The sequence below is a fragment of the Pseudomonas sp. B1-22 genome (genome assembly GCF_050474425.1).
Classification (GTDB): Bacteria; Pseudomonadota; Gammaproteobacteria; order Pseudomonadales; family Pseudomonadaceae; genus Pseudomonas.
In genome coordinates, this window is sequence record NZ_JBCHVH010000006.1 from 104,721 (window position 1) to 128,429 (window position 23,709).

Consider the following 23,709-nt stretch of genomic DNA (forward strand, 5'->3'; position numbering starts at 1 on the left):
GGAAGACTCAGTCGATACCGACCATCTCGCCCTTCACCACCTTCACCACGCGGTGCGGGAAGGGAATACCGATACCGTGCTTGCCCAGTGCGTCGCGAGCGGTTTCGTTGAACAGGAACATCACATCCCAGTAATCGGCGTTCTTCACCCATACGCGCAGGGACAAGGTGATGGCGCTCTCGCCCAACGTGCTCACCACCGCCACCGGTGCCGGATCACGCAGCACACGCGGGTCGTCGGCCAGTTCCAGGAGGACCGACTGGGCACGCTTGAGATCCGCCTCGTAATCGACGCCAACATCGAACACCACCTTGCGGGTCGGCTCGGCGGAATAGTTGGTAATGGTGCCGTTGGACAGCGCGCCGTTGGGCACGATCACCCGCTTGTTGTCGCCGGTGCGCAGCACAGTGTGGAAGATCAGGATGGTATCGACGGTGCCGGTGACACCCTGGGCCTCGATGGTGTCGCCCACCTTGAACGGGCGGAACAGCAGGATCAGCACCCCGCCGGCAAAGTTCGACAGGCTGCCCTGCAGCGCCAGGCCGATGGCCAGGCCGGCGGCGCCGATGGCGGCGACGAAACTGGTGGTCTGGATGCCGATCATCGAAGCCACGCTGACCAGCAGCAGCACCTTAAGGATGATGTTCACCAGGCTGCCGACGAAGCCGCGCAGCGTACGGTCGACGTGGCGGGTGGCGAGCAGGCCGCCGACGCGGGTGGTCAGGGTATTGATCAGCCACCAGCCGATCAGCAGCGTGAGCAGCGCCAGCACGATCTGTCCGCTGTAGGCGAGCACCACCGGCAGCCAGGCCTCGGCCGACTTCACCAGAGTGTCGTAATTCATATCCATGGATTGATTCCCCTTTTTCAGTTGGCCGGCAAGGTGCCGGCCGATATCCGACTACCGGAAACGAAACCGCCATGGCCTGGGCCATGGCGGCTTGAACCGGTATTGCGCCGTAACCTGAGACGACGCAATACCGTGTCGGGTTCCCTTCGCGTCAGTCGCGGAAGTTGTTGAACTGCAGCGGCATCCCCAGCGACTCGCCGCGCAGCAGAGCGATGGCTTCCTGCAGGTCGTCGCGCTTCTTGCCGGTGACACGCACCTGCTCGCCCTGGATGGCGGCCTGGACCTTGAGCTTCTTGTCCTTGATCAGGGCGACGATCTTCTTCGCCAGGTCCTTGTCGATGCCCTCGCGGAAGTTCACTTCCTGCTTGACCACCTTGCCGGACGGGAAGGCATCCTTGATCTCCATGCACTGGCTGTCGATCTTGCGCTTGATCAGGCTGGCGCGAAGGATGTCGAGCATCTGCTCGAGCATGAACTCCGCCTCGGCGGTCAGGGTGACGGACTTGTCCTTGGACTCGAAACTGCATTTGCCCTTCAGGTCGAAACGGCGGTCCAGTTCCTTGGCGGCGTTGTCCAGGGCGTTGGTCAGTTCGTGTTTGTCCAGTTCGGACACCACGTCGAACGAAGGCATGACATCTCTCCAGATGGACGGCGCGATGCGGTTCACAGTCAGCATCGAGCCTGGCTTGACGATAAAAATGCGCGGTCATTATAACTGACAGACAAGACCGCGCCCGACCTCTGAGAACCTGTTTACGATCTCGCGAGCTAGAGCAGAACAAGGCGGAATCGGTTGAGGGAGCGGAGTTTACTTGCAGTAAATGAGCATCCCGAGATCGATTTCAACGCAGTTATGCCGACGCGCAGCAGATCGTAAACAGGTTCCGACAGAGAGAGTCGGCATTTCCCACCCGCTTGCGAGCCCTTCAATGCCTACTAGCCATCTCAGCATCCTGGTGGTCGACGATGCCAAGTTCTCCAGCGCCATGATCGGCCGCGCGCTGAGCCAGGCCGGCTACCAGAACGTGCGCTTCGCCAGCAGCGCCAGCGAAGCCCTGCAACTGCTGGAGAAGGAACCTGCGAGCATCCTCCTCGCCGACTGGCTGATGCCCGAAATGGACGGCCTGGAACTCACCGCCCGCGTGCGCCAGCTCGACGAGAGCGGCGACCATTACACCTACATCATCCTGCTCACCGGCAAGGAAGGCGACAACGCCCTGGCCGAGGCCTTCGACCGTGGGGTGGACGACTTCGTCAGCAAATCGGCGATGAACGAACAGCTGGTGCCCCGCGTCCTGGCCGCCGACCGCCTGAGCAACACCCTGCTGCGCCTGCTGATGGAAAAGCGCCTGCTCACCGAGAACATCACCATCCTGGAAGAACGCAACCTGGTGGACAGCGCCACCGGCCTTGGCAACCTGCGCTACCTGCGGCAGAAGCTGGCCGACAGCATCCGCCAGGTGGAGTCGCGCGGCGGCGCGGTGTGCTACATGCTGATCGGCATTCCGGAGCTGGCTGCCCTGGGTCACCAGCACGGCCCGGCGTTCCATGGCGAACTGCTGCACGGCGTCGCCCGCCGCCTGCAACAACTGGTACGCCCACTCGACGTGCTGACGCGCGTGGACGACCAGCACTTCGCCCTGATCACCCTGCTCGAAGATTTGCAGGAGTGCTCGCCGAGCAGCTTCCGCCGCCTGCACGACGGCCTCAACCTCAAGGCGTTCAAGACCAGCGAAGGTTTCATCACCCTCAAGGCCGGCATCGGCCTGGTGGGCCTGGACGCCAAGGCGCTGCCGGTGGATGCCGAGCAGTTGATGCAGCAGGCCCGCGCGCTGCTGCCCGATGCCTACGCCAGCGGACGAATCAACGCCAGTCGCCTGACCGGGCTGCGCTAAACTTCGCAGTAAGCCCCCGACGTTCGCGAAGTCCTCCCCATGACCTGGTACATCCTCGGCGCCGGCAGTCTCGGCTGCCTGTGGGCCGCCCGCCTCTCCCGCGCCGGCCTGCCGGTGCGCCTGCTGCTGCGCGACCGCCAGCGACTCAACGCCTACCGCGCCCTGGGTGGCGTCACCCTGGTGGAAGACGGCCAGGAAAGCCTCTATCCGATTCCAGCGGAAACCGTCGCCCAGGGCGGGCCGATCCAGATCCAGCGCCTGCTGCTCGCCTGCAAGGCCTACGACGCAGAGCCTGCCGCCGCCAGCATCGCCGCCCGGCTGGCCCCGGGCGCCGAACTGATCCTGCTGCAGAACGGCCTGGGCAGTCAGCAGGCGGTCGCCGCCCACCTGCCCCGCGTCCGCTGCCTGTACGCCTCCAGCACCGAAGGTGCGTTCCGGGCTTCGGACTTTCGCGTGGTGTTCGCCGGCAAGGGGCAGACCTGGCTGGGCGACGAACTCGGCGGTCCCGAGCCGGAATGGCTGACGGAGCTGCACAGCGCGCAGATTCCCGCGCAGTGGAGCGGGGAAATCCTCGAACGCCTGTGGCGCAAACTGGCACTGAACTGCGCGATCAATCCGCTCACCGTGCTGCACCAGTGCCGCAACGGTGACCTGGCGGCCCATCCGGCGGAAGTGGCCGGGCTCTGCGACGAATTGGGCCAGTTGCTGCACGCCAGCGGCTTCGCAGGCGCTGCCCGGGAACTGCAGGGCGACGTCGAGCGCGTGATCGCCGCCACCGCCGCGAATTTCTCCTCCATGTACCAGGACGTCGCCAACGGCCGGCGTAGCGAAATCGCCTACCTGCTCGGCCATGCCTGCCGCGAGGGCGACCGTCTGCACCTGGCCCTGCCGCAACTGCGCGCGCTGCACGAGCGGCTGCGCGAGTATCTGCGCGCGCGCGGATTGCCCGACACCTGATGGCGGGCTACCCTGCCCGCCTCCCTGTTTCACTGCGGTTCCGCCCATGCCTTCACCCCTGAACCTGCGCAAGCGCCTGGAAGACCTGCCGGTCGGCCAGAAGGTCCTCGCCGCCCTGCTGGTTCTATTGGCCACCGTCATGCTGGTGGCCAACCTGGCCTTCATCAGCGCGGCCTACTGGATTTCCCAGGACAGCGTGGCGCCCCAGGCCCTGCAGACCATCGGCCGGCTGATCGCCAACCCGGCACTCAGCGCGCCGGCACTCACCTCCCCCACCCAGGCCCAGGTCTTGCTGCGCCAGCTCGATGACTACCAGCCGCTGCGCGCGGCCGCGCTCTATGACAAGGATGGCGAGCGCATCGCCCAGACGCCCGCGGACGGCCCCGTCGCCCTGCCCGAGCGGCTGGACCACCTGGAGCGCTGGCGGGAGCACGAGTACCGCCTCAACGCCCTCTTCGAACTGCCCCAGCCCGACGGCAGCCGCGGCTTTCTGCTGCTGGTGGCCAGCAGCGAGCTGCCAGGCGCCTTCTACACCGGCACCCTCACCGCCAGCCTGGTGATCCTCGCCGTTTCCGTGCTGCTCTGGCTGCTCATCGCCCAGCAGATCCGCCGCCTGATCACCCGGCCGATCCGCAGCCTGGAAGAACTGTCCCGGCAGGTCACCCGCGAGGAGAACTACGCCCTGCGCGCCGAGCGCGGCAACGCCGACGAGATCGGCCGCCTGGCCGACGCCTTCAACACCATGCTGACCCGCATCGAGGCCCGCGAACAGCAGCTCAAGCGCGCCCGCGACGACGCCCAGGAAGCGGTGGAACAGGCGCAGTCACTGGCCGAGGAAACCCGCCGCTCGAACCGCAAGCTGGAGCTGGAAGTCCAGGTCCGCAGCAAGATCGAGAAGAAACTCACCGGCTTCCAGCACTACCTCAACAGCATCATCGACTCGATGCCCTCGGCGCTGATCGCGGTGGACGAACAGCTCTACGTCACCCAGTGGAACCAGGAGGCCAGCCGGCTCTCGGGCACCAGCCTGGATGACGCGGTGAACCAGCCGGTATTCCTCGCCTTCCCCTCGCTCAAGCACTTCCTGCCACAACTCACCCGCGCCGCCGAACAACACAAGGTCGAGCGCGTCGAGCGGGTCACCTGGGCGCTCACCGACGCCCCGCGCCACTACGCCCTGACCTTCTACCCGCTGATGGGCGGCACCGGGCGCGGCGCGGTGATCCGTATCGACGACATCACCGATCGCCTGGGGATGGAAGAGATGATGGTGCAGTCGGAAAAGATGCTCTCCGTCGGCGGCCTGGCCGCCGGCATGGCCCACGAGATCAACAACCCGCTGGGCGCCATCCTGCACAACGTACAGAACATCCGCCGGCGCCTGTCGCCGGACCTGCCGAAGAACCTGGAGGTCGCCGGGGAAGTCGGCGTGCACCTGGGGGATCTCAACCACTACCTGGAAGCGCGGGAAATTCCCAAGCTGATGGACGGCATCCAGTACGCAGGCTCCAGGGCGGCGAAGATCGTCAGCCACATGCTCTCCTTCAGCCGCCGCAGCCATCGCCAGATGACCGCCTGCGAACTGCCGGCGCTGCTGGAGCAGGCGGTGGAGATCGCCGGCAACGATTTCGACCTCACCGGCGGCTTCGACTTCAAGTCGCTGCATATCGTCCATGAGTTCGATGCGCGCCTGGGGCCGGTGCCGGTGATCGCCAACGAGGTGGAGCAGGTCCTGCTCAACCTGCTGAAGAATGCCGCCCAGGCCATCCACCAGCGCGACGACGAGGAAGAAGGCGAGCTCGGCCGCATCACCCTGCGCACCCGACTGAACCCGCCGTGGGCGGAAATCCAGGTGGAAGACAACGGCTGCGGCATGCCGGAGAAGGTCCGCAAGCGCATCTTCGAGCCGTTCTTCACCACCAAGGAGGTCGGCCAGGGCACCGGGCTGGGCCTGTCGGTGTCGTACTTCATCATCACCAACAACCACAAGGGGCAGATGGAGGTGCAGTCCGAACTCGGCCAGGGCACCTGCTTCACCCTGCGGCTGCCCCTGGGCGCCGAAGTCACTTCCCCCACGCCCCTGCTGGAGGGCGGCGATAAGGAGCACTGAGCCATGGGCAACCGGTTATCGAAGATCTACACCCGCACCGGCGACAACGGCGAAACCGGCCTGGCCGATGGCCGCCGGGTGCCCAAGCACCATCCGCGGGTGGAAGCCATGGGCGCGGTGGACGAGCTGAACAGCCACCTCGGCCTGCTGCTCGCGGGGCTGAACGAAGCCCGCAGCAGCGCGCTGGAAGAAGTGATCGGCGTGCTGGCGCCGATCCAGCATCGTCTGTTCGACCTTGGCGGCGAGCTGGCCATGCCGGAGTACCGCGCGTTGAACGACGCCGAAGTGGAGCGCCTGGAGCAGGTGATCGACCGCTGGAACGAAGAACTCGGGCCGCTGAAGAACTTCATCCTGCCCGGTGGCTCGCGCCTGGTGGCGCTGGCCCACTTGTGCCGCGCCCAGGCGCGCAACGCCGAGCGGCGCTGCCAGCAGCTCAATGCCGAGGAGCCGCTGGAAGGCGCCGGCCTGCGCTACCTGAACCGGCTGTCCGACCTGCTGTTCGTCACCGCGCGCTTCATAGCCCGGCGCCAGGGTGTGGATGAGATTCTCTGGCAGGCGGCGGAAAAGCCCGTCTGAGCGACCAGAACCGGACCTGTAGATGCACGCCACGCGTGCGATCGCGCGCATCGCCCGCTCCTACAGAAGAATGTTGGCGTTGGTGGCTGGCGTAGGAGCGGACTCCGTCCGCGATAGATTCCGCAGCGAGGCTGATCGCGGACAAAGTCCGCTCCTACGCTGGCCGGGAAACGTCTTTCGTAGAATGGCGTGGAGCGAAGCGATACCCATCGCAGCCCCACGCACAAGCCCCGATCAGCCCTCGGCTTTCGGCCAGAACGCGCGAATCCCTGCCACGCCCTGCGCACCCGCTTGCCAGGCACGTTCCACGTCCTGCGGGCCGACTCCGCCGAGCAGGAATACCGGCTGATTGAAGCCGTCGATCAGTTCCGCCGCAGCCTCCCAGCCCAGCGCCGGTTCGCCCGGATGGCTCTCGGTCGGCTGCACCGGCGACAGGGTGACGAAATCCACACCCATGCGGGTCGCCAGTTCCAGCTCCTCGGCACTGTGGCAGGAAGCCGCCAGCAGGCGTTCACGCGGGAACGGGCGGCCATTGGGCGCGTACTTGCGCAGTTGCTCGGAAGTCAGGTGCCAACCGGCCGCCGGGAAGTCACCCAGCCACTCCAGCGGGCCCTTGAGCATCAACTGCGCCTTGCCGGCGCACAGGCCCTGCACGTCAACGGCGAGGTCGCGGTACTCGGGGCTGTACATGTTCGGCGCGCGCAGCTGGATCAGACGGATACCGTTGGCGACGGCAGCGCGCACGCCCTGCACCAGCTGCGGGATCTCCAGGCCATCCGGCGTGATCAGGTAGCGATCCGGCAGGCGTGCGGCATGCACGATGGGCTCGTTGGCCGCCGGGAACTCATAGTCCGGCAGGTCGCGCGGGGCGACCCAGGCCAGCGGCTGGCCTTCGGCGCCGTGGGGCTCGCCGGAGAAGGCGGAAACCTCCCAGACATCCAGCAACACATGCTTGTCGCTGTAGTCGTGCTGCACACGGATCAGCGGGCGCGCCTGCTCGACCTCGATGCCCAGTTCTTCTTTCAGCTCACGGGCCAGGGCGACCTGTACCGCTTCGCCCTCTTCCACCTTGCCACCGGGAAACTCCCAGAGACCGCCCTGGTGCTTGTCGTCCGGACGGCGGGCGATCAGAACCCGGCCATCGAGTCCGCGAATCACGGCGGCGGCGACATGTACTCGTTTCACAGTGCTACTCCTCAATCCGATTCAGGCAGGGCCCGCGCAGAGGGGCATTCTACCGTCAGGATCAAGCACGTTCGACCATCGCCGCCTCCAGCCAGGGACGGAAGGCCGGCCAGGCGTAGATTGCATCGACATAGTTCTGCGCTTCGACGGGCAGCGTCACGCAGTAGCTGCGCAGGCGCGTGGCCACGGGCGCGTAGAAGGCATCGGCGATGCTGGCGTGCCCGAACAGGAAGGGACCATCCTGGCCGAACTGTTTGCGGCACAGGGCCCAGAGTTCGACGACGCGGGCGATGTCCGCCTCGACCGCTTCCGGCACTTGCGCCAGCGGCTGGTTGCGCTGGATGTCCATCGGCATGTGCGAACGCAGTGCCATGAAGCCGCTGTGCATCTCCGCGCAGACCGAACGCGCCAGGGCGCGAGCAGCCTCGCCACGGGGCCAGAGATGGGCCTCGGGGAAGCGTTCGGCGAGGTATTCGGCGATTGCCAGGGAGTCCCAGATCACCCCGTGCTCGCACTTGAGCGCCGGCACCTTGCCGGTGGGCGAATGCTCACGGATGCGTCGTGCGGTATCCACGCCGCCCAGGGGAATCAGGATTTCCTCGAAGTCGGCACCGGTGAGCTGCATGGCCAGCCAGCCGCGCAGGGACCAGGACGAGATGTTCTTGCTGCCGATTACCAGGGTGAGGGACATGGTGCGAATGCTCTTGAAGGTCAGTCAGGAGACCTTAGAGCGCGGGAGCCATGAAAACAAATTCCCGATTTTCATCCATCGATGAAAATCGGGAATCCGAGTGAAGCGAAGGGCCGGCGCGAGGCCTGCCCAGAGCCCTACAGTACGATCAGGTGCGGTATTCCGCGTTGATCTTCACGTACTCGTGGGACAGGTCGGTGGTCCAGATGGTCTCGCTGCAGGTGCCGCGACCGAGATCGATACGGATGGTGATCTCTTCCTGGGCCATGACCTTGGCGCCCTGGTCCTCGGTATAGCTGGCGGCGCGGCAACCACGGCTGGCGATGCAGACGTCGTCCAGGTACACGTCGATCAGGCTCACGTCCAGGTCCGGCACGCCGGCACGGCCGACGGCGGCGAGGATGCGGCCCCAGTTCGGGTCGGAGGCGAACAGCGCGGTCTTGATCAGCGGCGAGTGGGAGACGGCATAGCCGACATCCAGGCACTCCTGGTGAGTCGCGCCGCCGTTGACCTGCACGGTGACGAACTTGGTAGCGCCTTCGCCATCACGGACGATGGCCTGGGCCAGCTCCATGGAGACATCCAGCACGGCTTGCTTCAGCGCGGCGAACAGCGCGCCGGAGGCGGCGGTGATTTCCGGCAGCGCGGCCTGGCCGGTAGCGACCAGCATGCAGCAGTCGTTGGTGGAGGTATCGCCGTCGATGGTGATGCGGTTGAAGGACTTGTTCGCGGCATCGCGCAGCAGGTCCTGCAGCACGCCCTGGGCGACCTTGGCGTCGGTGGCGATGTAGCCAAGCATGGTGGCCATGTTCGGCTTGATCATGCCGGCGCCCTTGCTGATGCCGGTGACGGTGATGGTCACGCCGTCGTGCTGGAACTGGCGGCTGGCGCCCTTGGGCAGGGTGTCGGTGGTCATGATGCCGGCGGCGGCATCGGCCCAGTTGTCCACGGACAGGTTGGCCAGCGCGGCGGGCAGCGCAGCTTCGATCTTCTCGACCGGCAGCGGCTCGCCGATCACGCCGGTGGAGTACGGCAGCACCGCGTTTTCCGGCACACCGGCCAGCTCGGCCAGCTTGGCGCAGGTGCGGGTGGCGTTGACCAGGCCCGGCTCACCGGTGCCGGCGTTGGCATTGCCGGTGTTGGTCAGCAGGTAGCGCACCGGACCCAGGAAACGTTTGCGCGCCAGGATCACCGGCGCTGCGCAGAAGGCGTTGGTGGTGAACACGCCGGCCACGGTGGAGCCCTCGGCACATCGCATCACCACGATGTCCTTGCGGCCGGGTCGCTTGATGCCGGCAGAGGCGATGCCGAGTTCGAAACCGGGGACCGGGTGCAGGGTGGACATGGGGCCGAGACCAACAGCCATGTGACGCGCTCCTATCAAGTCAGTGGATCAGATGAGAAAAACGCCGCGAGCGGCTGGGCCGGTCGCGGCGTTGGTGTCAGGGTCGGAGGAGGTTATTCCACCTGACCGTGGCAGTGCTTGTATTTCTTGCCCGAACCGCAGGGGCACGGCTCGTTGCGGCCGATCTTCGGCTCGTTGCGAACAGGCTCCATCGGCACCACGTTGGCGGGGATCGGCGGTTGCTCGCCGTCTTCCTCCGGCTCGTCGGTGGCCTGATCCATGGACGGCGCGGCGGCATGCTGGAACTGCATGCGCTTGGCCATTTCCTCGGCCTCGCGGCGCAGACGGGCCTCTTCCTCGGCTGGGTCCTCGCGGCGGACCTGAACGAAGGACAGCACGCGGATGGTGTCGCGCTTGACCGAATCCAGCAGCTCCTGGAACAGGTTGAAGGACTCGCGCTTGTATTCCTGCTTCGGGTTCTTCTGCGCATAGCCGCGCAGGTGGATGCCGTGGCGCAGGTGATCCATGGTGGACAGGTGGTCCTTCCACAGGTCGTCCAGCACGCGCAGCAGCATCTGCTTCTCGAAGGTGCGCAGGGCTTCTTCGCCGGCGAGGTCTTCCTTCTCGTTGTAGGCAGCCACCAGCTCGGCGAGGATCTTCTCGCGCAGGGTTTCTTCGTAGAGCTTCTCGTCCTCGTCCAGCCACTGCTGAATCGGCAGTTTCAGGGCGAAGTCGCTGTACAGGGCAGCTTCCAGGCCGGCGATATCCCACTGCTCGGGCAGCGACTGCGGCGGGATGTGCTGGCTGATGGTGTTGGCCAGGGTTTCCTCGCGGAACTCGACGATGGTGTCGCCGATGTTGTCGGCCGCCAGCAGGCTGTTGCGCATGTGATAGATCACCTTGCGCTGCTCGTTGGCGACGTCGTCGAACTCCAGCAGTTGCTTACGGATGTCGAAGTTGCGGCCTTCGACCTTGCGCTGCGCCTTTTCGATGGCGTTGGTCACCATGCGGTGCTCGATCGCCTCGCCCGGCTGCATGCCCAGGGCCTTCATGAAGTTCTTCACCCGGTCGGAGGCGAAGATGCGCATCAGGTGGTCTTCCAGCGACAGGTAGAAGCGGCTGGAGCCCGGGTCGCCCTGACGGCCGGCACGGCCGCGCAGCTGGTTGTCGATACGGCGGGATTCGTGGCGCTCGGAAGCGATCACGTGCAGGCCGCCGGCCTCGATGACCTGCTGGTGGCGCTTCTGCCAGTCGGCCTTGATCTGCGCGACCTGCTCGTCGGTGGGGTTCTCCAGCGCAGCGACTTCCACTTCCCAGTTGCCGCCCAGCAGGATGTCGGTACCACGACCGGCCATGTTGGTGGCGATGGTCACCGAGCCCGGACGACCGGCCTGGGCGATGATCTCGGCTTCCTTCTCGTGGTACTTGGCGTTCAGTACCTTGTGCTCGATGCCGGCTTTCTGCAGCAGCTGCGAGACGTATTCGGAGGTCTCCACCGAAGCGGTACCGACCAGGATCGGACGGCCCAGTGCCTGGCACTGCTGCACGTCGGTGATGATGGCGGCGTACTTCTCGTCCTGGGTCAGGTAGACCAGGTCGTTGAAGTCCTTACGGGCGACCGGACGGTGGGTCGGGATCACCACCACGTCCAGGCCGTAGGTCTGGCGGAACTCGAAGGCCTCGGTGTCGGCGGTACCGGTCATGCCGGCCAGCTTGGTGTAGAGTCGGAAGTAGTTCTGGAAGGTGGTCGAGGCCAGGGTCTGGCTCTCGGCCTGGATCGGCAGGTTTTCCTTCGCCTCGATGGCCTGGTGCAGGCCCTCGGAGAGGCGGCGGCCCGGCATGGTACGGCCGGTGTGCTCGTCGATCAGCAGGACCTGGTCGCCCTGGACGATGTATTCCACGTTGCGGTGGAACAGGGTGTGGGCGCGCAGCGCTGCGTAGACGTGGGTCAGCAGGCTGAGGTTGTGCGCCGAGTAGAGGCTCTCGCCCTCGGCCAGCAAGCCGTTCTGGGTCAGCAGTTCCTCGACGTAGGCGTGGCCCTGCTCGTTGAGTTCGACCTGGCGGGTCTTCTCGTCGATGCTGTAGTGGCCCTGCTGGGTCACCTGGCCTTCGACTTCCTCGATGTGACGCTTCAGGCGCGGGATCAGCTTGTTGATCTTGATGTACAGCTCGGAGCTGTCTTCGGCCTGGCCGGAGATGATCAGCGGAGTCCGCGCTTCGTCGATGAGGATGGAGTCCACTTCGTCGACCACGGCGAAGTTCAGCTCGCGCTGGAACTTGTCTTCCAGGCTGAACGCCATGTTGTCGCGCAGGTAGTCGAAACCGAATTCGTTGTTGGTACCGTAGGTGATGTCGGACGCGTAGGCGGCGCGCTTCTCTTCCGGCGGCTGGAACGGGCTGACGATGCCGACGGACAGGCCGAGGAACTCATACAGCGGACGCATCCAGTTGGCGTCGCGGCGGGCCAGGTAGTCGTTCACGGTGACCACGTGCACGCCTTTGCCAGCCAGGGCGTTCAGGTAAACGGCCAGGGTACCCACGAGGGTCTTGCCCTCACCGGTACGCATCTCGGCGATCTTGCCTTCGTGCAGGGTCATACCACCGATCAACTGGACGTCGAAGTGGCGCATGCCCATTACGCGCTTGCCGGCCTCACGGGCCACGGCGAAGGCTTCGGGGAGGATCTGGTCGAGGGTTTCGCCCTTGGCGACGCGCGCCTTGAACTCCTCGGTCTTGGCCTTCAGTTGCTCATCGGAAAGCGCCACCATCTGGGGCTCGAGCGCATTGATGGCCTGGACCTGCTTGACCATGCGCTTTACTTCACGCTCGTTCTTGCTTCCAAAGAGTTTTTTCAACAAAGGCGCAAACATATCGACTGGGTCATCCGAACTGGAGAATTGGAGGGCTGCCCGACTGGCTGGCCGCGGCGCGGAACGGCAACGAAGCGGGCATTCTACCCGGAAACGTGTATGAAAAAAGTGCCGAAGTCATCCTTGGAAGCTTCGCACTCCATGACATTTCGGGCAATGCGTGGACGAATAACTTTTAATCCGTGTGGTTGATATGGTGACGCAGACGCGCAACTTCAAGGTTGCGCCGCGACAAGCATCCTGCAACCGGATGAATCCTCCATCTGCTACCATCGCCCTTTATTCACCCTCGGTTTTTCACCATGGCCTTCCGCCCCCTGCCCGCCCAGGCATCGACCAAGCTGCTGCGCGAAGCCAAGCCCCTGCAATCGCTGTTCGCCGAGGCCCAGCGTCTCTCGCACCTGCAAGAGCTGCTCGACTCGCAGCTGCAGCCCGCCGCACGCCCCTATTGCCGCATCGCCTCCTGGCGCGAAGGCAGCCTGCTGCTGATCGTCACCGACGGCCACTGGGCCACCCGCTTGCGCTACCAGCAGAATCGCCTGCTTCGGCAACTCGCTGCCTATGAGGAATTCCGCGGGCTTGCGCGCATCCTGTTCAAGGTGCAACCGCTCAGTCAGGCCAGCGCCCCGGCACGTACCGTCACGCTGACGGAGTCGGCCGCCGCTACACTCCATGAAGCCGCCGAAGGCATCGACAATCCGCAGCTCAAGGCCGCCCTGGAGCGCCTTGCCAGCCGCAGCCGCAAGCCGAAGGAATAATCAGCAGGCATAAAAAAAGGCCACCCTAGGGTGGCCTTTGAAGTTATTACTGAAGGAAGGAGGTTCCTTTATACGGCCGCAGCGGGTCGCATATAGGAGATCGGCGCGGTCTTGGCGTCCTCGAAGGTCACCACTTCCCAAGCGTCCTTGTCTGCGATGAGGGTACGCAGCAGACGGTTGTTCAGGGCGTGACCGGACTTGTAGCCGATGAACTCGCCGATGAGGCTGTTACCCAACAGGTACAGGTCTCCGATGGCGTCCAGGATCTTGTGCTTGACGAACTCGTCCTCGTAACGAAGACCGTCTTCGTTGAGCACACGATACTCGTCGACCACGATGGCGTTCTCCACGCTGCCACCGAGCGCCAGGTTCTGCGAACGCAGCATCTCGATGTCGCGCATGAACCCGAAGGTACGGGCGCGGCTGACTTCCTTGACGAAGGAAGTGCTGGAGAAGTCCACAACGGCCTTCTGGGTGCGACCACGGAAAACCGGGTGATCGAAGTCGATCTCGAAGCTCACCTTGAAGCCATCGAAGGGAACGAAGGTGGCGCGCTTGTCGCCCTCTTCCACGCTCACTTCGCGCTTGATGCGGATGAACTTCTTCGCCGCTTCCTGCTCTTGCAGGCCAGCGGACTGGATCAGGAATACAAAGGGACCTGCGCTGCCGTCCATGATCGGTACTTCCGATGCGGACAGCTCGACATAGGCGTTGTCGATACCCAGGCCAGCCATGGCCGACAGCAGATGCTCCACGGTATCCACCTTGACGTCACCCTTGATCAGGGTGGTCGACATGGTGGTTTCACCCACGTTCGAAGCTCGAGCGGGGATTTCCACTACCGGGTCGAGATCGGTCCGGCAGAACACGATGCCAGTATCGACGGGAGCCGGCTTCAGGGTCAGGTAAACCTTCTCCCCGGAATGCAGGCCGACACCGGTCGCCCGGATGATGTTCTTCAAGGTGCGTTGTCTGATCATGGCTTTGGCCGCTTTCGCGCAAGTTGCGAACTGTTTTCAACAATGGGCGGCGATGATAGCAGAACCGCCCTTTGCTGAACACCAATCACATTGATACTCCTGATAAATCGACTCAATCGGCCTGACGACGCAGGAAGGCCGGGATGTCCAGGTAGTCCAGATCGTCCTGCGGATTCAGCTTGGCCGCGGTGGCAGCGCCGCCGTGGGACTGGTTGCGCATGACGGTCGGACGGTCCAGGTCACGGTAGTTCACCGACTGCTGCTCGCGCTGTACCGGAGCCTGGGTGCTGACGGCCTGGGTCTGCACGGTGTTGTCGACTACCTTGACCGGCTTCTCCAGGCGAGCGCCCAGGCCGGTGGCGACCACGGTGACGTGCAGCTCGTCGCGCATGTCCGGATCGATCACGGTGCCCACCTTCACGGTGGCGTGCTCGGAAGCGAACTGCTCGATGATGTTACCCACGTCGGAGTATTCGCCCAGGGACAGGTCGGGACCTGCGGTGATGTTCACCAGGATGCCGCGGGCACCCTGCAGGTTGACGTCTTCCAGCAGCGGGTTGCGGATCGCGGCTTCGGTTGCCTCGCGAGCGCGGTTCGGGCCGCTGGCGCAGCCGGTACCCATCATGGCCATGCCCATTTCGCTCATGACGGTCTTCACGTCGGCGAAGTCGACGTTGATCATGCCCGGGCGCTTGATGATGTCGGAGATACCGCGAACGGCACCGGCCAGTACATCGTCAGCCTTGGCGAAGGCGGCCAGCAGGCTCGCGTCCTTGCCCAGGATGGTCAGCAGTTTTTCGTTCGGGATGGTGATCAGCGAGTCGACGCTTTCAGCCAGCGAGCGGATGCCTTCGTCGGCGATCTGCATGCGCTTGCGACCTTCGAACGGGAACGGACGGGTGACCACGGCCACGGTGAGGATGCCCATTTCCTTGGCAACCTCGGCAATGATCGGCGCAGCACCGGTACCGGTACCGCCACCCATGCCAGTGGTGATGAAGACCATGTCGGCGCCTTCCAGGACTTCGGCGATACGCTCGCGGTCCTCGATGGCGGCCTGGCGGCCTACTTCAGGGTTGGCGCCAGCGCCCAGGCCCTTGGTCACGCCCGGGCCGAGTTGCAGCACGGTGCGCGCGGCGATGTTCTTCAGCGCCTGCGCATCGGTGTTGGCGCAAATGAATTCGACGCCATCAACGTTGTTCTTGGCCATGTGGTTCACGGCGTTGCCGCCGCCGCCACCTACGCCGATAACCTTGATGACTGCTGTTTGCGGGACGTTATCTACCAATTCAAACATTTCCCCTCTCCTTCCTTTCTAGTTGTGTCGCCTACGTTTACCGCGGTGGTAAATCAGAAATTGCCCTGGACCCAGCGTTTGAGCTTTTCCAGTACCGGTGTCTTGGGTTCGTCGCTGCTGAAGCTGCTGCCGGACATGGAGATGCCGTCGGACTGCTTCTGCAGCCCGTACATGAGCAGGCCCACACCCGTGGAGTAGATTGGATTGCGCACGACGTCGGTCAGTCCTTTGACGCTGTGAGGTACGCCCAGGCGCACCGGCATGTGAAAGATCTCTTCGGCCAGCTCGACCGCGCCTTCCATCTTGGAAGTGCCACCGGTCAGGACGATCCCGGCAGGAATCAGATCCTCGTAGCCACTGCGGCGCAATTCCGCCTGAACCAGAGTGAACAGCTCGTCGTAACGAGGCTCGACCACTTCGGCAAGCGCCTGGCGCGACAGTTCCCGCGGCGGCCGGTCCCCTACGCTGGGCACCTTGATGGTTTCGCCCGCACCGGCCAGTTTGGCTAGGGCACAAGCATATCGAATCTTGATCTCTTCGGCATATTGAGTCGGGGTGCGCAGCGCCATGGCGATGTCGTTGGTGACCTGATCGCCGGCGATCGGGATCACTGCCGTATGGCGGATGGCGCCTTCGGTGAAGATGGCGATGTCGGTGGTGCCGCCGCCGATGTCCACCAGGCACACGCCCAGCTCCTTTTCGTCCTCGGTGAGCACGGAGTAGGCCGAAGCCAGTTGCTCGAGGATGATGTCGTCCACTTCCAGGCCGCAGCGGCGCACGCATTTCTCGATGTTCTGCGCGGCGTTCACCGCACAGGTCACCACGTGCACCTTGGCTTCCAGGCGCACGCCGGACATGCCCAGCGGCTCGCGCACGCCTTCCTGGTTGTCGATCACGTAGTCCTGGGCCAGGGTGTGCAGCACACGCTGGTCAGCCGGGATGGCCACGGCCTGGGCCGCGTCCAGCACGCGCTCGATGTCCGCACCGCTGACTTCGCGGTCGCGAATCGCCACGATGCCGTGGGAATTCAGGCTGCGGATATGGTTGCCGGCGATGCCGACGAAGGCCGAGTGGATACGGCAGCCCGCCATCTGCTGGGCCTCGTCGATAGCACGCTGAATGGACTGGACGGTGGACTCGATGTTCACCACCACGCCCTTCTTCAGGCCGCGCGACGGGTGCGTCCCGATACCGACGATTTCCAGCTTGCCATCGGCCGCCACCTCACCCACCAGCGCCACCACCTTGGAGGTGCCGATGTCCAGGCCGACGACCATTTTGCCGCTCTGCACGCTTGCCATGTTTATCGAAGTCTCCTCAACTCACTGCACGGCGGTGGTCTGTGCCACCGTCGCTTCCGGCACCGGATCGCGCCACGCCACGGCCAGGCCGTTGGGGTAGCGCATGTCGATGCGCGCAATTTTCGAAATCTGATCTTTCAGCGCCTTGTCGTAGATGGTCACGAACCGGCGAATCTGTTCTACCGCGTGATCGCGGCCCAGCATGATCTCCACGCCCTGCGCGGTACCCAGGGTCCAGGCGCCGCGCGAACTCATGTCCAGGCTGGCGATGGTGAAGCCCAGCGGACGGAGCATCTGGCTGAGAATCTGGTACTGCTGCATCACTTGTTGCTGAGCGCGCTGCGGGCCGGACAGGCGCGGCAGGTGCTCGTAGTTGGCCACTTCGCGCGGGGCGAAGGCCTGGCCCTGGTTGTTCAGCAGCGCTTCGTTGCCCCAGCGGGCGATCGGCAGTTGCTCGTCCAGGCGGATCACCACCTGGTCGGGCCATACGCGACGCACTTCGGCATGGGCGATCCAGGGCATCTGCTCCAGCTCCTGGCGCATGCCGGCCAGGTCGATGGTGAAGAAGCTCGCCGAAACGTAGGAGCTGATCCGCTGCTGCACCGCCTGCTGGCTGATGTAGCTCAGGTCACCTTCCACGCTGACCTTGGCGATCGGGCGGTCCGCATAGGGCAGCGCGTATTGCGCGCCGTAATAGGTGCCAACGCCCAGTACGCCCAGTACCAGCGGCCACAGCAGTACCTTGAGGAAGCCGAAGCTCGGCTTGGGCATGCGCGCGCTCAGCGGCTCCTTGGCCACCAGGCGACTTGCGCCACGGGCCGCCGGCTTGCGTGCGGGCACACGGCCGATACCAGGTTGCTGATGACGAAGCTGAGCGCCGTTCATGGCTTACCCCCTTGCCTCGACGCTGTCGGCGAGGATCGCCAGCACCAGTTGCTGGAAATCCAGGCCGGCCGCGCGCGCGGCCATGGGCACCAGGCTGTGGTCGGTCATGCCCGGTGCGGTGTTCACTTCCAACAGCCAGAAACGCCCTTGGGCGTCCTGCATCACGTCGGCCCGGCCCCAGCCCTGGATGCCGAGGGCATCGCAGGCGCGCGCGGTCAGGTCCTTGAGCTCTTCTTCCTTGGCAGCGTCGAGGCCGCAGGGAATCTGGTACTGGGTATCGCTGGCCAGGTACTTGGCGTCGTAGTCGTAGAAGGTGTGTGGGGTGCCCAGGCGAATGGGCGGCAGCACCTGGCCACGCAGGACGGCGATGGTGAATTCGGGGCCGCTGATCCACTGCTCGACGAGCACCTGCGAGTCGTACTTCGCTGCACCCTCCCAGGCGGTGATCAGTTCTTCCACGCCATTCACCTTGGCCATGCCGATGCTGGAACCTTCATGGGCCGGTTTGACGATCAGCGGGAAGCCCAGTTCCGCAGCGGCGGCACGGCAATCGGCCTCGCTGCTGAGCACGGCGTATTGGGGCGTCGGCAGGTCGAGGCTCAGCCACACGCGCTTGGTGCGCAGCTTGTCCATGGCCAGCGCAGAGGCCAGCACGCCACTACCGGTGTAGGGAATGCCAGCGACTTCCAGCAGGCCCTGCATGCTGCCGTCTTCACCGCCACGGCCGTGGAGGATGATGAAGGCGCGGTCGATCTTCTCGCTGATCAGGCGCTGCAGCAGGTCATCGCCCACATCGATGCCGAAGGCATCCACGCCAGCGGCCTGCAGCGCTTGCAGGACCATGGCGCCGGACTTCAGCGACACCTCGCGCTCGGCGCTCTTGCCGCCGTAGAGCACGGCGACGCGACCGAAGGCGCTGGGTTCGAAGGCGGATTTGAGGACGTCACTCATGGCTTCTTCCCCTCGGCGCCGGCATCGGCGGCACCGAACATCGGATTCTTGATCAGTTGCGGCGCCAGGCCGCCGATATCGCCGGCCCCCTGGCAGAGCAGGATGTCACCGGGACGCAGCAGCGGCCCCAGCAGCGAAGCGAGGTCGCCACCGCGCTCCAGGTAGATCGGGTCCAACTGGCCGCGCTGGCGGATGCTGTGGCACAGGTGACGGCTGTCGGCACCGGGGATCGGCTCTTCGCCGGCCGGGTAGACCTCCATCAGCATCAGCACGTTGGCTTCGCCCAGCACCTGCACGAAGTCGTCGTACAGGTCGCGGGTGCGGGTGTAGCGGTGCGGCTGGTAGACCATCACCAGACGGCGCTCCGGCCAGCCGCCGCGCACGGCCTTGATCACCGCGGCGACTTCACGCGGGTGGTGCCCATAGTCGTCGACCAGCATCACGCTGCCGCCTTCCACCTGCAGGTCGCCATAGACCTGGAAGCGCCGGCCGACGCCCTGGAAGCCGGACAGGCCCTGGACGATGGCTTCGTCGGAGATGCCCTCGTCGGTGGCGATGACGATGGTCGCCAGGGAGTTCAGCACGTTGTGCAGGCCGGGCATGTTCACCGAAACGTCCAGCGGCTCGCGCTCGGGGCGCAGCACGGTGAACCAGGTGCGCATGCCTTCCTGGCGGATGTTGATGGCGCGGACGTCGGCGTCCTCGCTCAGGCCGTAGGTCACGGTCGGACGGGCGACCTGCGGCAGGATCTCGCGCACCACCGGGTCGTCCACGCAGAGCACGGCCAGACCGTAGAACGGCAGGTTGTGCAGGAAGTCGACGAAGGTACGCTTGAGTTTGTTGAAGTCGCCGCCGTAGGTGCTCATGTGATCGGCGTCGATGTTGGTGACCACCGAGACCATCGGCTGCAGGTGCAGGAAGCTGGCGTCGCTCTCGTCGGCCTCGGCCACCAGGTAGCGGCTGGTGCCCAGCTGCGCGTTGGTGCCGGCGGCGTTCAGGCGGCCGCCGATGACGAAGGTCGGATCCAGGCCACCGGCGGCGAATACCGAGGCGATCAGGCTGGTGGTGGTGGTCTTGCCGTGGGTACCGGCAACGGCGATGCCGTGGCGGTAGCGCATCAGCTCGGCGAGCATCTCGGCGCGGGGCACGACCGGCACGCGGCGATCCAGCGCTGCGGCGACTTCCGGGTTGGCCTTGTTCACCGCGCTGGAAACCACCAGCACGTCGGCGCCGTCGGAGTTTTCCGCACGGTGGCCGATGAAGATTTCGGCGCCGAACTTCTCCAGGCGCTCGGTCACGGGCGAGGCCTTGAGGTCGGAACCGGAGACTTCGTAACCGAGGTTCAGCAACACTTCCGCGATGCCGCACATGCCCACGCCGCCGATGCCGACGAAGTGGATACGACGGATGCGCCGCATGGTGCGGGTAACGCCGGTGGGTTCTTTAACCACGGGCCACCTCCAGGCAGGCATCGACTACCGTACGGGTAGCCTCGGGCTTGGCCAGACTGCGAGCGCGGTCGGCCATGCGGGTCAGGGAATCGGGATGCATCAATACCTCGGACAACTGCGCGGCCAGGTCGGCGGCGCTGGTAGATTTCTGTGGCAGCAGGTGGGCGGCGCCCTCCCGCACCAGGAATTCGGCGTTCTTGGTCTGGTGGTCGTCGATCGCGTGGGGCAGCGGCACCAGGAAGGACGGCAGGCCGGCGGCGGTCAACTCGCTGACGGTCAGCGCACCGGCGCGGCAGATCACCAGATCAGCCCAGGCGTAGGCGGCGGCCATGTCGGCAATGAATGGAGCGACGTCGGCTTCGACACCCGCAGTGCGATAACGCTCCGCAGTGACCTGGTCATGCTGACGACCGGCCTGATGGCGAATCGCCGGGCGAGCGTCGGCGGGAATCTGCGCCAGCGCTTCGGGGATCAGTTTGTTCAACGGCTCGGCGCCCAGGCTACCGCCCAGCACCAGCAGATTGACGCGGCGCCCCTGCAGCGGCGCGCGGGCGCCCTCTTCCAGGAACAGTTCGGCGCGCACCGGGTTGCCGGTGGTCAGGCGCTTGGCGCTGGCGTCGAAGGTGTCCGGGAAGGCTTCGCAGACCCGCTTGGCCAGCGGCGCGAGGCTGCGGTTGGCGGTGCCGGCAACGGCGTTCTGCTCATGGATCACCAGCGGCACACCGGACAGTTTGGCGGCCAGGCCACCCGGACCGGTGACGTAGCCACCCAGGCCGAGCACGCAGACCGGCTTCAACTGACGAACCACGCCGATGGCCTGGAACAGCGACTTGAGCAGGTCGAACGGCGCACGCAGCAGGGACTTCAGGCCCTTGCCACGCAGGCCGCTGACGTTGATCAGGTGCAGCGGCAGGCCGGCCTTGGGTACCAGGTCATTTTCGATACCACGCGGCGTGCCCAGCCAGTGCACGCTGTAACCGCGCGCCTGGAACTCGCGGGCGCAGGCCAGGGCCGGGAACACATGCCCGCCGGTGCCGCCTGCCATGATCAGGACGTTACCTTTCATCGGCAAAGTCCTCTTCGCTGAATTCATATTCCTCGCTACCCATCACGGTGCGACGTTCCCATTCGATGCGCAGCAGCATTCCCAGCTGGGCGCAGCAGATCACCAGCGAGCTGCCGCCGTAGCTGAGGAACGGCAGGGTCAGGCCCTTGGTCGGCAGCAGGCCGACGTTCACGCCCACGTTGATCAGGAACTGGCCGATCCACAGGAAGGCCAGGCCGTAGGCCACGTAGGCGGAGAAGTACTGTTTCGACTGTTCGGCCCAGATGCCGATGTACAGCGCGCGCAGGCTGACGAAGACGAACAGCGCCACGGTGGCCATGGCACCGACGATGCCGAGCTCCTCCGCGAGCACGGCGAACACGAAGTCGGTATGCGCCTCGGGCAGGTAGAACTGCTTCTGGATGCTGTTGCCCAGGCCCATGCCGGTCCAGCCTCCGCGCCCGAAGGCGATCAGCGCCTGGCTGAGCTGGTAGCCAGCGCCGAACTGGTCGGCCCAGGGGTCGGTGAAGTTGGTCAGGCGCGCCATCCGGTAGGGCTGGGTCTGGATCAGCAGCACCACCGCACCGATGGCCAGTGCCACCATCAGGCCGAAGCGGAACAGCCCGACACCGCCGAGGAACAGCATGGCGGCAGCGGCGCCCATCATCACCACGGTGGCACCGAAGTCGGGCTCGCGCAGCAGCAGGCCGGCCATCGGCAGCAGCACCACGAAGGGCTTGAAGAACCCGAGCCAGCTTTCGCGTACTTCTTCCTGGCGGCGCACCAGATAACCAGCCATGAAGATCACCACGAAGACCTTGGCGATCTCCGAGGGTTGAATGTTGAACAGACCGAAGCCGATCCAGCGCATCGAGCCGTTCACCTCGCGGCCGATGCCGGGGGTGATTACCAGCACCAGCAACCCGAAGGCGATGGCCAGCAACTTCCAGCCCAGGCGCTGCCAGGTTTCCATCGGGACCATCATGGTCAGGCCGCAGGCGACGAAGCCGATGGCCAGGTAGATCAGGTGACGGACCGAGAAGTACAGCGGGTTGCCGGACTGCGCCGCCGCTACCTCGGACGACGCCGAGGTGACCATCACCAGCCCCAGGCCGAGCAGTGCCAGGCAACCCGCCAGCAGCGGGAAGTCGATGTCGATGCCATGGCGGCTGATCAGCGGGGACGGATAGGGGCGCAGGAAGGAGAACATCAGGCGAGCTCCTCCACGGCCTTGGCGAACAGACGGCCGCGCTCTTCGTAGTTCTTGAACATGTCCAGGCTCGCGCAGGCCGGCGACAGCAGCACGGCATCGCCCGACAACGCCAGGTCGGCGGCATGCTCGACGGCTTCGTCCAGGGTATTCACGCGAACCTTGGGCACGGTGTTGCCGATGGCCGCACCGACCCGTTCGGCATCACGCCCCAGCAGTACCACTGCGCGGCAATGCTGTTCCACGGGGCCACGCAGGTCACTGAAGTCGGCGCCCTTGCCATCGCCACCGGCGACCAGTACCAGCTTGCCGTCGATATCGGCACCCAGGCCTTCGATGGCGGCCAGGGCCGCACCGACGTTGGTGGCCTTGGAGTCGTCGTAGTAATTCACGCCGTTGCGCTCGCGCACCCACTGGCAGCGATGGGCGAGACCGGCGAACTCGCGCAGGGTCTGCAGCATCGGCTCGAACGGCAGGCCAATGGCATGGCCGAGCGCCAACGCAGCCAGGGCGTTGGACTGGTTGTGCGCACCGCGAATTTTCAGCTCACGGGCCGGCATCAGTTTGTCGAACTGGAAGGCCAGCCATTTCTCGCCGTCTTCTTCGATCAGGCCGAAGGCCTTGAAGTCAGGCTTGTTGATGCCGAAGGTCCAGCACGGCACGTTGTCGGCGATCAGCGGACGGCTCAGCGGGTCGGCACGGTTCACCACGACCTGCTTGGCGCCGCGGAAGATGCGGTGCTTGGCCAGGTGGTAGTCGGCCATGCCGTCGTAGCGGTCCATGTGGTCTTCGCTGACGTTCAGGCAGGTGGCGACTTCGGCGTCCAGGCGCTCGCAGGTTTCCAGCTGGAAGCTGGACAGCTCCACCACGTACAGCTCGACGTCATCGGCCAGCAGGTCCAGCGCCGGAGTGCCAAGGTTGCCGCCGACAGCGACACGCTTGCCGGCCGCCTTGGCCATGTCGCCCACCAGGGTGGTGACGGTGCTCTTGGCATTGGAACCGGTGATGGCAACGATCGGCGCCTTCGCGTGACGCGCGAACAGGTCGACGTCGCCGGACATGCGCACGCCGCGGGCGGCGGCTTCCACCAGCGCCGGGACGCGCAGCGACAGGCCCGGGCTCACGTAGAGCTCCGAGGCGCGGCAGAGGAAATCGGCGTCGAGGTCGCCGCAGCGCACCTCGACCTGCGGGTACTGCTCGCGCAGGGTCGCCAGCTCCGGCGGATTCGCGCGCGTATCGGCCACGGCAAAGGACACACCCTGGCGCGCCAGGTAGCGCACCAGGGACATGCCGCTCTTGCCGAGGCCGACAACGATGCGGAATTGGTCGGAAGCGATCAGGCTCATGCTCGA

19 protein-coding genes and 1 pseudogene are annotated in these 23,709 nt (G+C 65.2%); 5 read left to right on the top strand and 15 right to left on the bottom strand.

The genetic code is table 11. From position 1 onward, the window contains the following. Positions 1-7: 7 nt before the first annotated feature. Together ACQ5BL_RS22485 and ACQ5BL_RS22490 are read right to left on the bottom strand one after the other, a co-directional pair. Positions 8-850 carry a mechanosensitive ion channel family protein gene (locus ACQ5BL_RS22485; protein WP_207883820.1) on the bottom strand — a complete coding sequence of 281 codons (843 nt, stop codon included), beginning with the start codon at positions 848-850 and terminating at the stop codon, positions 8-10. Between the two features lie 151 nt (positions 851-1,001). Continuing rightward, on the bottom strand, positions 1,002-1,481 hold the full coding sequence (locus ACQ5BL_RS22490; RefSeq protein ID WP_207883810.1) for a YajQ family cyclic di-GMP-binding protein: 480 nt from the start codon (positions 1,479-1,481) through the stop codon (positions 1,002-1,004). 286 nt (positions 1,482-1,767) lie between these two features. Between ACQ5BL_RS22490 and ACQ5BL_RS22495 the strand changes: the two are divergent. The 4 genes and pseudogenes from ACQ5BL_RS22495 to ACQ5BL_RS22510 all read left to right on the top strand — a co-directional run. Next, positions 1,768-2,745, top strand: a pseudogene (locus tag ACQ5BL_RS22495) (response regulator); the annotation flags it as partial. Between the two features lie 39 nt (positions 2,746-2,784). Continuing rightward, positions 2,785-3,702 (top strand): putative 2-dehydropantoate 2-reductase, encoded by a 918-nt coding sequence (locus ACQ5BL_RS22500; protein ID WP_243805424.1) that lies wholly within the window; start codon positions 2,785-2,787, stop codon positions 3,700-3,702. Positions 3,703-3,760: 58 nt separating this feature from the next. Beyond that, the gene (locus ACQ5BL_RS22505; protein WP_207884164.1) at positions 3,761-5,812 is read left to right on the top strand and encodes a sensor histidine kinase; all 2,052 of its coding nucleotides are present in this window, start codon (positions 3,761-3,763) and stop codon (positions 5,810-5,812) included. 3 nt (positions 5,813-5,815) lie between these two features. After that, a complete protein-coding gene (locus ACQ5BL_RS22510) occupies positions 5,816-6,388 on the top strand; it encodes a cob(I)yrinic acid a,c-diamide adenosyltransferase (RefSeq protein ID WP_243805423.1) in 573 nt (190 codons plus the stop codon). Positions 6,389-6,622: 234 nt separating this feature from the next. On the opposite strand, the gene ACQ5BL_RS22515 is transcribed toward ACQ5BL_RS22510, so the two are convergent. The 4 genes from ACQ5BL_RS22515 to secA form a co-directional block, all read right to left on the bottom strand. Further along, entirely contained in the window at positions 6,623-7,573 is a 951-nt protein-coding gene (locus ACQ5BL_RS22515; RefSeq protein WP_243805421.1) for a Nudix family hydrolase, read from the bottom strand. 61 nt (positions 7,574-7,634) lie between these two features. Continuing rightward, complete coding sequence (locus ACQ5BL_RS22520; RefSeq protein WP_207883793.1) at positions 7,635-8,264, bottom strand: glutathione S-transferase family protein; 630 nt, start codon at positions 8,262-8,264, stop codon at positions 7,635-7,637. A 148-nt stretch (positions 8,265-8,412) separates the two neighbouring features. Further along, complete coding sequence (argJ, locus tag ACQ5BL_RS22525; RefSeq protein ID WP_207883791.1) at positions 8,413-9,630, bottom strand: bifunctional glutamate N-acetyltransferase/amino-acid acetyltransferase ArgJ; 1,218 nt, start codon at positions 9,628-9,630, stop codon at positions 8,413-8,415. Between the two features lie 92 nt (positions 9,631-9,722). Further along, a complete protein-coding gene (gene secA / locus ACQ5BL_RS22530; RefSeq protein ID WP_207883789.1) occupies positions 9,723-12,479 on the bottom strand; it encodes a preprotein translocase subunit SecA in 2,757 nt (918 codons plus the stop codon). Between the two features lie 302 nt (positions 12,480-12,781). On the opposite strand from secA, the gene ACQ5BL_RS22535 reads away from it, so the two are divergent. Then, positions 12,782-13,237, top strand: a complete 456-nt coding sequence (locus tag ACQ5BL_RS22535; RefSeq protein WP_207883787.1) for a DUF721 domain-containing protein — start codon at positions 12,782-12,784, stop codon at positions 13,235-13,237. A gap of 68 nt (positions 13,238-13,305) precedes the next feature. Here the strand turns inward: ACQ5BL_RS22535 and lpxC are convergent, their stop codons facing one another. From lpxC to murD, 9 genes are all read right to left on the bottom strand, one after another. Continuing rightward, positions 13,306-14,217, bottom strand: coding sequence for a UDP-3-O-acyl-N-acetylglucosamine deacetylase (gene lpxC, locus ACQ5BL_RS22540; protein WP_207883785.1), 912 nt, complete (start codon positions 14,215-14,217; stop codon positions 13,306-13,308). Positions 14,218-14,329: 112 nt separating this feature from the next. Then, positions 14,330-15,514 carry a cell division protein FtsZ gene (gene ftsZ, locus ACQ5BL_RS22545; protein WP_045209631.1) on the bottom strand — a complete coding sequence of 395 codons (1,185 nt, stop codon included), beginning with the start codon at positions 15,512-15,514 and terminating at the stop codon, positions 14,330-14,332. A gap of 53 nt (positions 15,515-15,567) precedes the next feature. Then, positions 15,568-16,815 (bottom strand): cell division protein FtsA, encoded by a 1,248-nt coding sequence (ftsA, locus tag ACQ5BL_RS22550; protein WP_207883783.1) that lies wholly within the window; start codon positions 16,813-16,815, stop codon positions 15,568-15,570. 21 nt (positions 16,816-16,836) lie between these two features. Further along, positions 16,837-17,700 carry a cell division protein FtsQ/DivIB gene (locus ACQ5BL_RS22555; RefSeq protein ID WP_207883781.1) on the bottom strand — a complete coding sequence of 288 codons (864 nt, stop codon included), beginning with the start codon at positions 17,698-17,700 and terminating at the stop codon, positions 16,837-16,839. A 3-nt stretch (positions 17,701-17,703) separates the two neighbouring features. Continuing rightward, positions 17,704-18,651 (bottom strand): D-alanine--D-alanine ligase, encoded by a 948-nt coding sequence (locus ACQ5BL_RS22560; protein WP_243805419.1) that lies wholly within the window; start codon positions 18,649-18,651, stop codon positions 17,704-17,706. Next, a complete protein-coding gene (gene murC, locus ACQ5BL_RS22565; RefSeq protein ID WP_207883777.1) occupies positions 18,648-20,102 on the bottom strand; it encodes a UDP-N-acetylmuramate--L-alanine ligase in 1,455 nt (484 codons plus the stop codon). The genes ACQ5BL_RS22560 and murC overlap by 4 nt, the downstream gene beginning before the upstream one ends. Next, the gene (murG, locus tag ACQ5BL_RS22570; protein WP_243805417.1) at positions 20,095-21,168 is read right to left on the bottom strand and encodes an undecaprenyldiphospho-muramoylpentapeptide beta-N-acetylglucosaminyltransferase; all 1,074 of its coding nucleotides are present in this window, start codon (positions 21,166-21,168) and stop codon (positions 20,095-20,097) included. Before murG ends, murC begins: the two co-directional genes overlap by 8 nt. Beyond that, a complete protein-coding gene (gene ftsW / locus ACQ5BL_RS22575; RefSeq protein WP_207883773.1) occupies positions 21,158-22,357 on the bottom strand; it encodes a putative lipid II flippase FtsW in 1,200 nt (399 codons plus the stop codon). Before ftsW ends, murG begins: the two co-directional genes overlap by 11 nt. Further along, positions 22,357-23,703: a UDP-N-acetylmuramoyl-L-alanine--D-glutamate ligase gene (murD, locus tag ACQ5BL_RS22580; protein WP_243805415.1), complete on the bottom strand. Its 1,347-nt coding sequence runs from the start codon at positions 23,701-23,703 to the stop codon at positions 22,357-22,359. The genes ftsW and murD overlap by 1 nt, the downstream gene beginning before the upstream one ends. Between the last annotated feature and the right edge of the window lie 6 nt (positions 23,704-23,709).

Excerpts from the sequence above, each read along its gene's own strand:
- ACQ5BL_RS22535 (WP_207883787.1), top strand. The coding sequence starts at position 12,782 with ATGGCCTTCCGCCCCCTGCCCGCCCAGGCATCGACCAAGCTGCTGCGC.
- ftsA (WP_207883783.1), bottom strand. The coding sequence starts at position 16,815 with ATGGCAAGCGTGCAGAGCGGCAAAATGGTCGTCGGCCTGGACATCGGC.
- secA (WP_207883789.1), bottom strand. The coding sequence starts at position 12,479 with ATGTTTGCGCCTTTGTTGAAAAAACTCTTTGGAAGCAAGAACGAGCGT.
- ACQ5BL_RS22520 (WP_207883793.1), bottom strand. The coding sequence starts at position 8,264 with ATGTCCCTCACCCTGGTAATCGGCAGCAAGAACATCTCGTCCTGGTCC.
- ACQ5BL_RS22555 (WP_207883781.1), bottom strand. The coding sequence starts at position 17,700 with ATGAACGGCGCTCAGCTTCGTCATCAGCAACCTGGTATCGGCCGTGTG.
- ACQ5BL_RS22485 (WP_207883820.1), bottom strand. The coding sequence starts at position 850 with ATGGATATGAATTACGACACTCTGGTGAAGTCGGCCGAGGCCTGGCTG.
- ACQ5BL_RS22510 (WP_243805423.1), top strand. The coding sequence starts at position 5,816 with ATGGGCAACCGGTTATCGAAGATCTACACCCGCACCGGCGACAACGGC.
- murD (WP_243805415.1), bottom strand. The coding sequence starts at position 23,703 with ATGAGCCTGATCGCTTCCGACCAATTCCGCATCGTTGTCGGCCTCGGC.
- ACQ5BL_RS22490 (WP_207883810.1), bottom strand. The coding sequence starts at position 1,481 with ATGCCTTCGTTCGACGTGGTGTCCGAACTGGACAAACACGAACTGACC.
- ACQ5BL_RS22500 (WP_243805424.1), top strand. The coding sequence starts at position 2,785 with ATGACCTGGTACATCCTCGGCGCCGGCAGTCTCGGCTGCCTGTGGGCC.
- ACQ5BL_RS22560 (WP_243805419.1), bottom strand. The coding sequence starts at position 18,651 with ATGAGTGACGTCCTCAAATCCGCCTTCGAACCCAGCGCCTTCGGTCGC.
- ftsW (WP_207883773.1), bottom strand. The coding sequence starts at position 22,357 with ATGTTCTCCTTCCTGCGCCCCTATCCGTCCCCGCTGATCAGCCGCCAT.
- ftsZ (WP_045209631.1), bottom strand. The coding sequence starts at position 15,514 with ATGTTTGAATTGGTAGATAACGTCCCGCAAACAGCAGTCATCAAGGTT.
- argJ (WP_207883791.1), bottom strand. The coding sequence starts at position 9,630 with ATGGCTGTTGGTCTCGGCCCCATGTCCACCCTGCACCCGGTCCCCGGT.
- lpxC (WP_207883785.1), bottom strand. The coding sequence starts at position 14,217 with ATGATCAGACAACGCACCTTGAAGAACATCATCCGGGCGACCGGTGTC.
- murG (WP_243805417.1), bottom strand. The coding sequence starts at position 21,168 with ATGAAAGGTAACGTCCTGATCATGGCAGGCGGCACCGGCGGGCATGTG.